The organism is uncultured Oceanisphaera sp., assembly GCF_947495715.1.
GTDB classification, from domain to species: Bacteria; Pseudomonadota; Gammaproteobacteria; order Enterobacterales; family Aeromonadaceae; genus Oceanimonas; species Oceanimonas sediminis.
Genome location: NZ_CANLZU010000008.1, coordinates 81513 through 95278, shown reverse-complemented (window position 1 = coordinate 95278; position 13766 = coordinate 81513). Strand labels below are relative to the sequence as shown.

Annotated in this window: 12 protein-coding genes; 1 reads left to right on the top strand and 11 read right to left on the bottom strand. The window is 58.0% G+C overall.

Annotated elements, in window-relative coordinates; translation table 11 throughout:
• Positions 1–28: 28 nt before the first annotated feature.
• The 5 genes from Q0753_RS06735 to Q0753_RS06715 form a co-directional block, all read right to left on the bottom strand.
• Entirely contained in the window at positions 29–844 is an 816-nt protein-coding gene (locus Q0753_RS06735) for a mechanosensitive ion channel domain-containing protein (protein WP_298718783.1), read from the bottom strand.
• Between the two features lie 11 nt (positions 845–855).
• On the bottom strand, positions 856–1848 hold the full coding sequence (locus Q0753_RS06730; protein WP_298718781.1) for a hypothetical protein: 993 nt from the start codon (positions 1846–1848) through the stop codon (positions 856–858).
• A 116-nt stretch (positions 1849–1964) separates the two neighbouring features.
• On the bottom strand, positions 1965–2174 hold the full coding sequence (locus tag Q0753_RS06725; RefSeq protein WP_298718779.1) for a DUF3565 domain-containing protein: 210 nt from the start codon (positions 2172–2174) through the stop codon (positions 1965–1967).
• 131 nt (positions 2175–2305) lie between these two features.
• A complete protein-coding gene (locus tag Q0753_RS06720; RefSeq protein ID WP_298718777.1) occupies positions 2306–2647 on the bottom strand; it encodes a PBPRA1643 family SWIM/SEC-C metal-binding motif protein in 342 nt (113 codons plus the stop codon).
• 133 nt (positions 2648–2780) lie between these two features.
• On the bottom strand, positions 2781–3287 hold the full coding sequence (locus Q0753_RS06715) for a DUF3087 domain-containing protein (RefSeq protein WP_298718775.1): 507 nt from the start codon (positions 3285–3287) through the stop codon (positions 2781–2783).
• 151 nt (positions 3288–3438) lie between these two features.
• Here Q0753_RS06715 and Q0753_RS06710 point away from each other — a divergent pair, with 151 nt between their 5' ends.
• On the top strand, positions 3439–3915 hold the full coding sequence (locus tag Q0753_RS06710) for an NYN domain-containing protein (RefSeq protein ID WP_298718773.1): 477 nt from the start codon (positions 3439–3441) through the stop codon (positions 3913–3915).
• A gap of 55 nt (positions 3916–3970) precedes the next feature.
• Here the strand turns inward: Q0753_RS06710 and rplY are convergent, their stop codons facing one another.
• The 6 genes from rplY to Q0753_RS06680 all read right to left on the bottom strand — a co-directional run bounded on the left by rplY (position 3971) and on the right by Q0753_RS06680 (position 13721).
• The gene (gene rplY, locus Q0753_RS06705; protein WP_298718770.1) at positions 3971–4258 is read right to left on the bottom strand and encodes a 50S ribosomal protein L25; all 288 of its coding nucleotides are present in this window, start codon (positions 4256–4258) and stop codon (positions 3971–3973) included.
• 230 nt (positions 4259–4488) lie between these two features.
• Positions 4489–8364: an ATP-dependent RNA helicase HrpA gene (gene hrpA, locus Q0753_RS06700; protein WP_298718768.1), complete on the bottom strand. Its 3876-nt coding sequence runs from the start codon at positions 8362–8364 to the stop codon at positions 4489–4491.
• 802 nt (positions 8365–9166) lie between these two features.
• The gene (locus tag Q0753_RS06695) at positions 9167–9643 is read right to left on the bottom strand and encodes a glycine zipper 2TM domain-containing protein (RefSeq protein WP_298718766.1); all 477 of its coding nucleotides are present in this window, start codon (positions 9641–9643) and stop codon (positions 9167–9169) included.
• Between the two features lie 449 nt (positions 9644–10092).
• Positions 10093–11229 (bottom strand): MFS transporter, encoded by a 1137-nt coding sequence (locus Q0753_RS06690; protein WP_298718764.1) that lies wholly within the window; start codon positions 11227–11229, stop codon positions 10093–10095.
• 93 nt (positions 11230–11322) lie between these two features.
• Positions 11323–12066, bottom strand: coding sequence for a hypothetical protein (locus Q0753_RS06685; protein ID WP_298718761.1), 744 nt, complete (start codon positions 12064–12066; stop codon positions 11323–11325).
• Positions 12067–12098: 32 nt separating this feature from the next.
• On the bottom strand, positions 12099–13721 hold the full coding sequence (locus Q0753_RS06680) for a DUF2813 domain-containing protein (protein ID WP_298718759.1): 1623 nt from the start codon (positions 13719–13721) through the stop codon (positions 12099–12101).
• Positions 13722–13766: the final 45 nt, after the last annotated feature.

Here is a 13766-nt window from a genome sequence, read left to right as displayed (position 1 = left end):
ATACTGGGGCTGTCGGGTACGAGCCGGATCAGGCGCCCGGCTCCATCGCCTGCTCCGGAGGAATGCGGGCAAAGCGCACCGGCATGCTGCGCAGGCTTGTCTTGCCACGGGCGGTTAAATCGGACATGAACTGAAACTGTTGGCGCGGATCCATCGGATAGGCCTTGATGCGATAATGAGTGCCCCAGGGTTGCTCTTCCAGCACGACCAGCACCGGCTGCTGCAACTTGAGATAGGGGCTGGTCAGGGCTACGTCCTGCAGCACCCGACGCACTTCATGGGCATCGTGATCCGGCTCCAGATAAAAGTTCACCACGCACATCAGGCTGGCGCCACCGTTGTTGGCGTTATGAATCAACCCGGTCCACAGCTTCTGGTGAGGAATAAACACTACGGTATCATCCGGGGTGACGATTTCCACCGCCCGCATGCCCACGTGCCTGACTTCGCCGTAGCAGCCGTCCACTTCTATCCAGTCGCCGGGGCGATAAGGCAGCTCATAAGCGGCCACTATGCCGGCGATAAGGCTGCTGACGTAATCCTTGAGCGCAAAACCGACAGCCAGGCCGGTCACGCTTAATATCACCACCGTATTCTGTACTGTCGGCTCGATGAACAAGGGCACTATCCATATCACCGCTGCCACAATTACCAGCATGCGAGTGGTGGGGATAAACGCCAGTACCAGCAACCGCCGGCTGCTGTGCAATCGATTCGCCAGCCAGGGCAACAGCTTCTGGCTAAACCATACCAGCAGTATGGCGATGACGATCACCACCAGGGCTTCAATCAGGGTCCGGGTGGTGATATTCCTGAATAAGCCGACAACCTGCTCTGTCTCCATCACCGCCCCCGTTAAAAACCGTCCAGCAGATAATCCCGACTGCCCAGAAAATCGCGTACCGCCAGGTAGCCATGCACGCTGAGCCGCCAGTATTCTTTATTACGTTCGACAATACCGAGCTTCGCCAGCCGGAACAGCTGTATATTCAGCTGATCCGGTGCCATGATCGGCAACACCTGCTGCAGCGCTTCTCCATTCAGGCCCCGATGCAATAACAACGCAAACAGTACGAAGGCGACGCTTTCTTCCTCGTCTACCGGCAATTCAGGCAACTGCCGGTTCTGATCCAGATGACAGGCCCACAACGCCAGTGCCACCCCCACATTGCCCCGGGCCCGGGCAGCAAGGCGGCCAAGTTGCCTATCCGACCCCTTGAGGCCAAGCTGACGTAACAGCGCCTGCCCGGCCGGAGCAAAGCAATAGACCCGGGGCGGTTCAAGCGGCCAGGCCCGCTGCAGAAAAGCAAATGCCCAGCTATCGCACACCACCAGCCCCCTGCCAAACTCTCCCTGCAACAGCCTGGGCAGCAGTGCCCGGATGAAACGCAACCCCTCGGTGCTGCGCAGCAGGTAACGGGCCAGGTTATCAATCAGCCAGGGGCCGCTGTACAGCTGTTGCTGCTGCCACCATTTATCAACCTGTACTTCTCGTATCAAGTCGATATCCGGTGGTGTCAGTATCATCCAGCCCTGCTTCCAGGCACAATCACGGGCAATGGCGGCGGTGCCGCTGAACGGCGGATCCAGCAAAAAACTGACGCCGTTATCGGTCTCCTCCAGCCAGTCGGCAACCGACTCTCGAAGGACATTGACCGCGCCCTCACGCTCAAACTCCCGATAGCCCGGCAGCGCGGTATTATCCCCCACTTCGACCCTGTCCTTGCCGCGCAACCCGAGAATACGGAGCGTCCACCGCCAGCCATGCTGCAAGCGCGTTACCGTGGGTGGCGCCGGGCAACAATAGTCTGCCGCCCGAATCAGCTGCCAGTGGTTGTGGTCGGTCACCGAACTCTCCTTCTCATGCCCGCACGATGACAACAGCAGTCATCTGTACCGTCAGTGTAGCCGGTACTGTGCCCAGCTCCGGTACGCGAACCAAACGACTACATAGCGAACTGTGATCATACCGACACGTCTTTTGGTTCTCCCCGGTCGCATTTTTTGCACGATAACAAATGGCCCAGCATGCTTTCTCTGCCGGAGACGGTCGTGACCCAGGGTCGATTGATAAAAGGCGGTTGATGACGCACATGCTGAAAATGACCGCATTGCAATTCTGCCACCCAGTCATGCTCTTCATCCCGGTGATAACCGACAATGGCTTGTTTCATCTTTATGACTCTCTTTACTGAACTCATTATTACCTTGCCGCCAGCAAACCAATAAAAAAGGCGGACAACTCGTCCGCCTCTCTCGTTCTTGCTGCTTCATGGCGCAAATAGCCAGCCGGATCGAGTATCTCTTAACCGCAGCACTTCTTGTATTTTTTACCGCTGCCGCAGCTACAGGGCTCATTGCGCTCGGGCGTCTTGTCCTGCGTGACGGTACTTGCCTTGTTGAGCAGCGTGGTCAGCTCGGTGATGGACTCCACCGCGCCCTCATTGCTGTCGACCGTTACCTCGGCGAACAACCGTGCCTCGGCGGCTTGAGCTTCGATTTCCAGCTTGCGAGCCTCGCTGGTCACCACCAGCGTCAGCGGATGCTTCTTGCTGCCGAGCTTGTGGCTGGCCTTGGTGTTATAGCCATAGCTGATGTGGCTTTGGCGCGCATCCTGGCGGCCCTTGAAGAAAAACTTGTCTGACATCTTGTCATCCCTACTGCTTGAAAGGACAGAGGCGAACCCCGTTTATGCGATGATCGCTGCTGAAATCAAAGGGACTGGCGTGCAATCCCCATGTCATGGCTCATAAAAGAAGAGGCATTGTACGCGAGCACCGTTAAAACCGCTTCAGAATACTGTCCTCGTAATCATCAACATGCAGCGTGACGTTGAACTTTGCTGCCAGTGTGTCGAGCTGCGCCTGTTTGGTGTTCAGTTCATCCATGATGATGACGTTATCGTCCAGTTTCCAAAGCTGCCTCGAACCGGCATAACTGTATTGCAGCGCCAGCAGCGCATCGGCGTCACCTTGTTGCGCTGCGGCTTCCAGCTTGCGCATCTTGCGGGTGATCTTGTTCAACGACTGCTTCAGCTCCCACACATACAGCACTTCGGTCAAATAATCATGATGACGATATTTACTCAGGCCCAGGCCGATGGCCGCCGCCGTCACCACTACCCCCAGTGCATTCCAGTGAAAATGGCTACCGCTGGGGTCGGGAAACAAGGCGATCAGGGTTTGCGAAATCAGCAGGCTGCCCGCCGCCAACGCCAGGCCACTGCCAATGAGCACGCGATTTAAATGGCGACGATAGCGGGTTTTATCGATGTCGATTAACTTCATAACAACCTGAAAGAAAAGTAAAAAGTGGTCGCATTATAAACCAGAAAGCACCTCGCTCACTACCATTGAACGCAAAGGCGGGCCATCGAAGGTGGAATACTGCTACCCTAGACGCCTGATGGAAGCAGAGCGGAACAACCCCGAGCCCACGATGCCAGAAAACGTTGCGATTTTTGTAGATGTACAGAATGTGTACTACACCTGCCGGCAGGCGCTGCGCGGCAATTTCGACTACAACGCCTTCTGGGCTCAAGTGGCCGACGGCCGAGAGGTGGTGGCCGCCTATGCCTATGCCATCGACCGGGGTGACGAGAAGCAGCGTCAGTTTCAGAATATTTTGCGGGCCATCGGCTTCGAGGTGAAACTCAAATCCTTTATTCAGCGGGCAGACGGCTCGGCCAAGGGCGACTGGGACGTGGGCATTACCATCGACATGCTGGAGTCGGCGGCCATGGCCGATACCCTGGTGCTGGTGTCCGGCGACGGGGATTTTGCCATTCTGGCCGATAAATTACGCCGGCATTACGGCAAACGGGTCGAAGTCTATGGTGCCCCCGGCCTGACCGCCAAGGCGCTGATGGACTCGGCCAGCGACTTTATTGCCATCGATAACACGCTGCTGCTGTAAACTGCAGGCACAAAAAAACCGCCTTGCGGCGGTTTTTTCAGAATGACATTCGCAATTAAGCGCGAACGAAATCCAGGTGGGTCAGCTTGGGCTTGAAGGGGTGACGTTGAATGTCCTGAACCTTCACTTTTACTTCCTGACCGTCGATAACCAGAGTCAGCACTTCGCTGTAAAAAGCGTCTTCGGCCTGGGCGAGGTTGGCTTTTTTGTGATCCAGAGCGATGGCTACCGGCTCCTGGCCTGCACCGTAAACGATGGCAGGTACTTTGTCTTCATGACGCAGGCGGCGGCTCGCACCTTTCCCCAGGTCTGAACGAACTTCAGCTTCAAATACGAATGACATAATTTTCTCTCTTAAAGGTTAGTGGCGAACGCTGCGACCGGCATTCGCCTGTAAAAAGCGCGCGGATGTTAACATGTACCGGCCCCGGCGACAAGGTAAAGCAAAGGCCGTGAGGTGTTAAGGGTGAGGCGTGAGGAGGAAACAGGAACAACACCCATGTTTTACTCCTCACTCTTCGCCCCCTCACGCCTCACTCCTCACTCCTCACACTTCACCTCACTCCTCACTCCTTACAGAGTATTTATCTGCTGCAGAATGCGCTTGTCGGAGATGGGATACGGCGTACCCAGGGTCTGGGCGAAATAAGACACCCTTAGCTCTTCCAGCATCCAGCGGATGTCCGCCACCTCGGGCGCCAGCGGTTTGCCCCTGGGCTGCTTGTTCAGCAAGGAGCGGTAAGCCTGCTGCACCTGCTGAATTTTCAGCAGGTGCGCCCGATCCCGGTGCGGATCGATCGCCAGTTTGTCCAGCCGGCGCGACAGGGCCTCCAGATAACGACCGAGATCGGTCAGCCGCTCGGCCCCCGTCTCGGTGACAAAACCGCGGAAAATCAAGCCGTCCAGCTGGGCCTGAATGTCCGACATGGCCATCGCCATCGCCAGATCGATCTTGCCCTTGAGCCGTTTCTTCACGGCGTGGGCCAGGCTCAGCACCTCTTCCACCTGCAGTGCAATATCGGCCACGACCTGATTCAGCTCGCCGGCCACCTTGTCTTTCAGCACGGCAAAGGCCTCGGGCGTCCAGGCCGGCGCGCCGTGCTTGCGCATCAGCTGATACACACCGGCACGAATGCAGTCGTCCACCAAATCCAGCACCTTGCCGTAGGGGTTGAAATACAGCCCCAGCTTGGCCTTGTTGGGCAGTTTTGCGTGCAGGTACTTGATGGGCGACGGCAATTGCAGCAGCAAGAGACGGCTCTGGCCGTTCCACATGGTCTGGGCCTGGCTGATTTCGTCTTCGCACAGGGTCAGCGCCACGCTGTCGCCCTGATCGGCAATGGCCGGATAGGCCTTCACCTCGAAACCGGCGCGCTTGGCGGCATAGGTCTTGGGAATGGTGCGCTCGGGAAAGGCCAGCAGCCCTTCCTGCTCGAAGCGATCGTCATCCACCGCCTGGGTCAGCGCGGTCTGCACCTGCCCCTGCAGCGACAATTTGATGGCTTCCAGATCCCGGCCCGCCGCCAATACCTTGCCGTCGGCGTCCAGCACGCAAAAACGCATGATCAAATGCACCGGCAGCGCCTGCCAGTCCCAGTCTTCTCGCGGTACCGTCACCCCGGTCATGCGACGCAGATGCTTTTCCATCTGATCGAGCAGCTCGCCTTCCAATGGGGTCATGGCCGCCAGCAGCGCCTCGGCAAAGTTGGGTGCCGGCACAAAGTGTTTGCGCATCGGCTTGGGCAAAGACTTGATCAAGCCAATCAACAGTTCCCGGCGCAGGCCGGGCACCTGCCAGCGAAACGGCGCCGGATGCACCTGATTGAGCAACGGCAGCGGAATACGCACCGTGACCCCGTCTTCCTCCCGCCCCGGCTCGAATTGGTAATCCAGCACCAGATTCAGGCCGTCGTGCTGCCAGGCATCGGGATAATCCAGCGTGGTGACCCGGGCGGCCCGCTCGTTGAGCAGCATCTCCTCGGTAAAATGCAGCAATTCGGGGGTGTCTTTACGCGCCTGCTTCCACCAGTCATCGAAATGGCGAATCGACACCATGTCGGCGGGCAACCGCTCGTCGTAAAAGCGGAACAGGGTTTCGTCGTCAATCACCAGATCCCGACGGCGCGACTTGTGCTCCAGCGCTTCGGCCTGCTCCAGCAGGGCCCGATTGTGGTGAAAGAACTCGTGGCGAGTGTTGAGCTCGCCTTCCACCAGCGCCTGGCGGATAAACAGCTCGCGGCATAGTTTGGGATCGACCTGGCTGTAGTTGACCCGACGGCGTATCACCACCGGCAAACCAAATAGACTCTGGCTCAGGTAGCCCATGACCGCGCCCTGCTTCTTCGACCAGTAGGGTTCGCTGTAACTGGACTTCAGCAGGTGAGCGCCCGCCCGCTCCAGCCAGTCCGGCTCCAGCCGGGCGGCGGTACGACCGTAAAGACGATGGGTTTCGGTCAGTTCGGCCACCATTAGCCACCGAGGCGGCTTTTTGGCAAGACTGGAGCCGGGCACCAGCACGAAGCGCGCATTACGGGCGCCGATGATTTCTTTTTTGTCGCCATCGCGCATGCCGACCTGACTGAGCATGCCGGTCAGCAGGGCCTGGTGCAGGCTGTTGTAATCCGCAGGCTCGCTGTTGAGCGCAAAGCCCAATTCACGGACCACCAGCCTGAGCTGGCTATAGATGTCCTGCCATTCGCGCACCCGCAGGTAGTTGAGAAACTCCTTGATGCACTGCTTGCGAAACTGATTGCCGCTTAAGCTTTTTTGCTGCTCTTTCAGGTAGTTCCACAGGTTGATGTAGGCCATGAAGTCCGAGTCTTTATCGGCAAAACGGCGGTGCATCTCGGCGGCAGCCTGTTGCTTGTCTTGCGGTCGCTCACGGGGATCCTGAATACTGAGCGCGGCGGCAATCACCATCACCTCGGTCACACAGCCGTGCTCGCGTGCGGCCAGCACCATGCGGGCCAGTCGCGGATCCACCGGCAGCCGGGCCAGATCGCGCCCCAGTGGCGTCAGTTTCAAGTCGCCCTGATCACCCAATACCGCGCCCAGCTCTTCCAGCAGTCGAATGCCGTCACTGATGTTCTTGCGATCCGGCGCTTCCACGAACGGAAAGGCGGAAATGTCGCCCAGGCCCAGCGACAGCATCTGCAGGATGACCGAGGCCAGGTTGGTGCGCAGAATTTCGGGGTCGGTAAATTCGGGCCGATTCATGAAGTCGTCTTCGCCGTACAGACGAATACAGATGCCCGCCTCTACCCGGCCGCAGCGGCCCATACGCTGGTTGGCACTGGCCTGGGAGATAGGCTCAATCGGCAGCCGTTGCACCTTGGTGCGATAGGAGTAACGGCTGATGCGCGCGGTACCGGGATCGATCACATAACGAATGCCGGGCACGGTGAGCGAGGTTTCGGCCACGTTGGTGGCCAGCACGATGCGCCGCCCGCGGTGAGACTCGAATATTTTATTCTGCTCGGCGTTGGACAGCCGGGAATACAGCGGCACCACTTCGGTGTGGCGCAGCTCCAGCTTGTTCAACGCATCGGCGGTATCGCGAATTTCCCGCTCGCCGTTCATGAAGATCAGAATGTCACCCGGACCTTCCTGGGTGAGCTCGGTCACCGCATCGAAAATCCCCTGCAGTTGATCCCGCTCCCGGTTGTCGTCTACCAGCGGTCGATAGCGTAACTCCACCGGATAGGTTCGGCCCGACACCGAGATGATGGGTGCCTGATTGAAGTGACGGGAAAACCGCTCCGGATCTATGGTGGCCGAGGTGATGATCACCTTGAGATCGGGTCTTTTCGGCAACAGCTGTTTCAGATACCCCATGATGAAGTCGATATTAAGACTGCGCTCGTGGGCTTCATCGATGATGATGGTGTCGTACTGGCGCAACATGCGATCTTGCTGAATTTCGGCCAGCAGTATGCCGTCGGTCATCAGCTTGACCTGGGTGCCTTCGCTTATCTGATCGTTAAAGCGCACCTTGTAGCCGACCCGCTGGCCCAGATCGCATTCCAGCTCTTGCGCCAGGCGGGTGGCCACGCTGCGCGCCGCCAGCCGCCGTGGCTGAGTGTGGCCTATGGTGCCATCGATCCCCAGTCCCAGCTCCAGACACATCTTGGGGATCTGGGTGGTTTTACCGGAGCCGGTTTCGCCGGCGATGATCACCACCTGATGGTCGCGAATGGCGGCCTTGATGGTGTCACGCTTTTCGCTGACCGGCAGCTGCGGCGGGTAATGAATGGGATGGTTCAGCAGTGCCTGCCGACGGCGGCGCTCGGCGCTCGAGGCGGTCATCTCGGCGGCGATGTTTGCCAGCACTTTTTCCTGTTTAGCCTGGGACAGCTTGGCCAGCCCCTGCAACCGACGACGAAAACGGCCGCGCACGGCACCCCGGCACTCTTTCAGCTTTGCCTGCCACTGTTCAACGGACTGCGTCAAACCCAACCCCATTTACTCGATGAAAAACTGGCGCGCAGTCTAGCAGAAATGAGCCGCGAAGGGAGCCAGGATGGGCATGGCCTGTCTATACACGTACAGACATCACCAGGTGCCAACCTCGATATACACAGAGAAGCAGGTTACTACCATGCCAGGTATCCTCATCGTCAATTTGGCTGTTCGATGGCCTCAGGGTGCAGGCATCACCTTTTGCATGCCCTTGCACAAATGTTGGCGATGATTTTTTAGCCTTGCAAACCGAATACCGAGACCCGCCGCGAATAAAAGCCTGCCTAACCGCCTGGATAAGTCGACAACCGGGAGGAAGACACACTTCCCCCCCCAAGCATCTTCCGGAAGCCAAGTAAAACAGTAAACTATTGATTTAATATTGTTTTAAAATTTAAAACCTTCAAAGTCGCATGTCGTTTCACGAGATAAATACCCGTTATAGATAAGAGCAACATACAAAAACGGAAGCTAGCGACGGATAAGGCCACATAATTAAAATAAATAACAAGATACCGATTGAAATGACGGCAACATCTCCGTATATTGGCTGCACAGCCCATCGTTGAGGAAGGTTAAAAATGAAAGAGTTGATTATCACCGTCATTTTTACAGTTGGCGCCGCTTTAGTCGCCGTTTCTGCACCTTCCTTGGCACAGATGTAAATGAGCCCGGGAAGACAGGACTGTAAAATACTAAAAAATAAAAAGTTTTTCAGATAACACAAAGGCGCCTCAAGGGGCGCCTTTGTATTATCTGAAGTTTGTTTCTCGATTTGAGTTAACGGTCCGGTTTAATAGGGGGCCACACTCATGGTGCTGCCCGACCCCACCAGTCGTACCCGCTGGCCTGCTTGCCAGCTGCGATCGGCCTTTTGCACCACAATCAGGCTGTCGCCCCGGTCGGTACGCACTTCCAGCTCCACTGCCTTGACCTGATTGATCTTGTCTTCGGCCCGCGAGCCCACCATGGTGCCGGCAATGGCCCCCACTGCCGTGGCCAAGGCCTGGCCCGAGCCGCCCCCAACCTGGTTACCCAGAATGCCACCCACCACACCACCGCCGAGGGTACCGATCAGATTCGGGTTCTGATCCCCGGCCTGAATGGTCACCGGACGCACCGACACCACGGTGCCGTAGGTGACCGTTTGCGCCTGCTTGGCCGCGCTGCTGCTGTAGACATCACCGGAATACACATCCGGGTTGGCACAGCCCGCCAGGCCGAGCGCGGCCACCACGGCAACCGCTGACAATGTTTTCATTTTCATCATGAACCCCCTATGGAAAGCGATACAGTCATTCTCGTTGTTATTGTCGCCGAGAATACAGACCCGACCGTAATGGCCTTTATTGCGGTATTCATCGACCGGTACAGACTGTCTCTGATTGGTTAGTACCAGTTTACCCTCATTTAGCCCATAAATAAGCCCGGAAACCACAGCGCCATAGAGTTCAGAGGCAGCACATCAAAAGACGACGCCGATACACCAAGGAGGACAAAGGGATCTGTTCAGCCGACCATCACATAACAGGGACGTCATGTGCTGAGCGTCACATGGATGTGCTTGAAGCGGGTCGGTAGAGCAGACCCTTTGTCCGACATTGATACAGAAATTAAATAGACCACTTGTTTAATGTGAACGGTATTACTTGCGTATAAAACCACAACGGCCGGTCCTGGGGCCGGCCGTTGCCGCAGAAAGAAGATGAACGCACAAACTTAAATGGTGGTGCCCACCGGCTTGTCGGTCAGCAGACGCATCAGCAGCAGCCACAGCGCCCAGCCGGCCACCAGCAGAATGACAAACAGGAACAGGCCGGAGTGATATTTTTCCAGCATCATGCCCGCTATCATGGGGCCGGTCAGCGAGCCGATGCTGTAGGTAAACATCAGCTTCTGGGTCATTCTCACCAGCGCCCGGCCATGCATCTTGCCACAGGCATAAGACATGGTGGTGGGATACAGGGTAAAGCCCCCCGCGCCCAGCAGCGCAAACGCCATGAGCATGGCGCCCTTGCCATCGAATTCCCATAACAACAGACAGCCCGCGCCAATCATCAGGGTTTGCACCCCCATCAGGGTGCGCTTGCCGAATTTGTCGGCCAGACTGCCGTTGGGCAGCTGAAACGCCATACCACACAAGATCAGCCAGGCCATGTACAGGCCGATTTCATCCCCCAGCGCCATCTGCTCCAGCTGAATCGGCATCAGCGCATAGAGGGCGCCGAGCAGCATGCCCGCCACCAGACAACCGGCCAGGCCCAACGCCCGATCTGCACGAGGGGGCTTGCCGCTGTTGGCATTAACACATCCCTCGGCATTCAAGTTCGGGCGGCTGGCCCACCACAAAGGCACTACCGACAGCATACAAAGGCCGGAAGCCAGCCAGAAGCCGGCCATGCCGGTGGTGGGAACCCAGTCGATGAACAGCTGACTGATACCGTAGCTGAAATAATAGATAAGCATATAACGCGCCATGGCGCTGGAACGACGATGCAGGGGCGCCACGCCCAGTACCCAGCTTTCTACTGCCACGAAGCCCACCGCCGCGGCAATACCCGCCAGCATGCGCAATATCAACCACACCGGTAACAGACTGGTCCAGGTCAGTGCCATGGCGGCCAGGGCCAGCACCAGACAGCACAATACCAGCGAGCGTACGTGACCCAGCTGCTGGATCAGCTTATCGGCGAAGAAGCTCGCACCCAGCATGCCCAGATAAAACGCCGAGCCCACCAGACCGATTTGTGCCGCCGCTGCCCCCTGATTATTCAGGTACACCGCCACCAGGGTCAGCAAAAAAGCATTACCCAGGGTAAGCAGTGTCAAATGCAGATAAAGGGGTATTAAGTACATGGCGCCTCCGGTTTTTGAGGCGCGCATTCTAGGTAGGGCGAATAGGCAAGTACAACGAGAAAAATTTGGGTTTTACTGCAATTTTTTTACTGTTTAACCGATGTTAACGCTCAACTGCCAGATAATGCCCTGTCCCGTGGTCAGGGCACCCAGAATTAACAAGGCCGCAACCGCGATCACCGGCGGACGGGTCTGTTCTTTTCGCAGCAAGGGCAGCAACCAGATGATGGCACCGAGCAATATTGCCGCGCTCATCTGGGCGAACGGAACAATCAAGTGGCTCATGTCCGGCTGAGCGGCCTGCGCCGAACTTTCCGCCAGCAGCGTCTGCACCAGCAATGCCAGTAACCAACCGATAGCAGAAGCGATGCCCGCCAGCGGCAATAGCGTATTGAATGCCTGCAAACGATGCTTGGCCCGTACCATGATCAGGTGCGCAAACACACAGCCACCGGCACCGGCCGCCAGCAATGCCGCCGGTCCCATCATGAACATAATCCAGAGACCATAAAGCCCCGCCAGACCCAGCGCCGGGGTGTGCCAGCTTAACGGCAGGCTGCGCTTGCCCTGCAGCCGCGCCTGATACAGCACAGCCCCCAGGCCGGCCACCAGGGCCGCACCCCCCAGCCACAACAGAAGTGTCGGCATGGCGGCCTCCACGCCCAGCATCAACGCCAGACCGAATACCGCCCAGGCCGACAGCAGGCCGTCACTGATGCGCCGGCGCTGACCGGGGCAGAGATCGCCGTTACGTAGTACCCACAGCAGCAGGCCAAGGGCCGTAATGGCGGTTAATGCCAGTGGCGCAAACAACCGCGCCGGCAACAGATCTGTCATCGGTGATTCTCCAAAATAGACACCCGGGCATTCTACCTCTGTCGACGGGCATTCGCGACCATACGGGCAAACATGCGCCGTAATTCCCGCGGCACCAGCTGCACGCCCTGCAGCTCGATGGCTTCGACCACCGCCAGCGCCATGCCCGGCTTGCTGCGCCGATTGAGGGCCCGCTCGATAATGCGGGTGGTCGGCGTATGCTTGTCGTAAATTTGCGCCTGATCGCGAAACACCGACTCCAGGCCGTTATCGAACAGATAATGTTCGATATCGAGCCGTGGCAACACGGTCAGATGGTCCTCTTCCCGCTCGCCGCGCAACATGCTGCGCACCCCCTGGGCGTATTTCTGTCCCGCTTCGTCACCATCGGTCAGCAGGTGCCAGCCGATGCCGAAATCCCGCGCCACCTTGATAAGCGGGCTGTGACCACACTGGGCAAACTCGATGATGCGAATACCCTCGGCGGGCAAGACATACCCGCAGATACGGGCCAGTTCGTTCAGCAGCCAGATCTCGGTTTCGCCTTCCACCAGCAACCAGTAACGGGCAAACAGCGACATGGGGCGGTTGATACGCACATGAAAGGCGATGCGGCGCATGTCTTCGCCGCTGTATTTTTCGTTGCCAATCCGAAAGCTCCTGGTTTCGTGCTCCATGCGTACCAGCCGGCGCAGGTGATTGAGCGGAAAAGCCGACAACAGGTCGCCGGAGTTGGTGGTGACCAGCTTCTGCCCGGGAAAACGCTCCAGAATGCCCCAGGTCACCGCCAGCATGGTGGGATGCAGCCGACTCTCCGGATCTTCAATCAGCAACATGGGCCGGGACCCCACCTCGATGGGCCTCCCCCCCCGCGCCTGCAGTATGGTGCGGGCCACCGCCGACAGCGCCAGCGACAGGCCGCTTTCTTCGCCCATCGGCTGCCAGTCGTTCAGCTTGCCCAACTGGCTTAACGTGACCGGGTGAATGGCAATATCCCGCGCCCGCCGGGGCGCTCGGCTGGTGGCACCCTGGGGCGTGAAATAATGTTCAAACAGCTGACGCACCGCATCCAGACCGGCCTTGATGTCCCGCTGGCTCAGCTCTTCTTCTTCCGCCAGTTGCTCACTCAGCCGGGTCAGCAGTTGCTCGTAATCGCCGTTCAGATTGACGATAGGCAGATCCTGCGGCGTGCCGCGCGAGTCACGCAGGCGGAATATCGGGTTCATTTCAATCAGGTAGTGCACCAGCTTGTGGGCGTCATCCAGCTCGATGGGCAGGCCGGCGCCGTCCACAAAGTCGTGTTCGCTGACAATGCCCTCGGCCGTGCGCTTCGCCCGCGCCCGGTAATGTACCCGATGAAAACTGTCCTTGTGCTTGATCCACACCGGCTCCAGTCGCGCCAGCCGGGCCGAATGCTCGCTGATGCCGGGTCTGTGCTCGCGGTAACTGAGCACGATTTGCAGTTCGTCGATCATTTCGTCCGGCTCGGGCCGGTAAAAATCCTCGTCCACAAAATGGTAGCAGCAGCCGCCCTGCCCCATCAGTCGCCACAGCGCGCGAAACAGACTGGTTTTACCCCAGGCATTCTCGCCCATCAACGCCGTGCTCTGATTAAGGGTCAGCGACAGCTGATTGAGGCCCATGAAGTTGCGGATCTGAATATGCTCGAGAAACATGCGCTGTCCTTGGTGAGGTCTGCCTGGTCAACCGACGGAAGATCG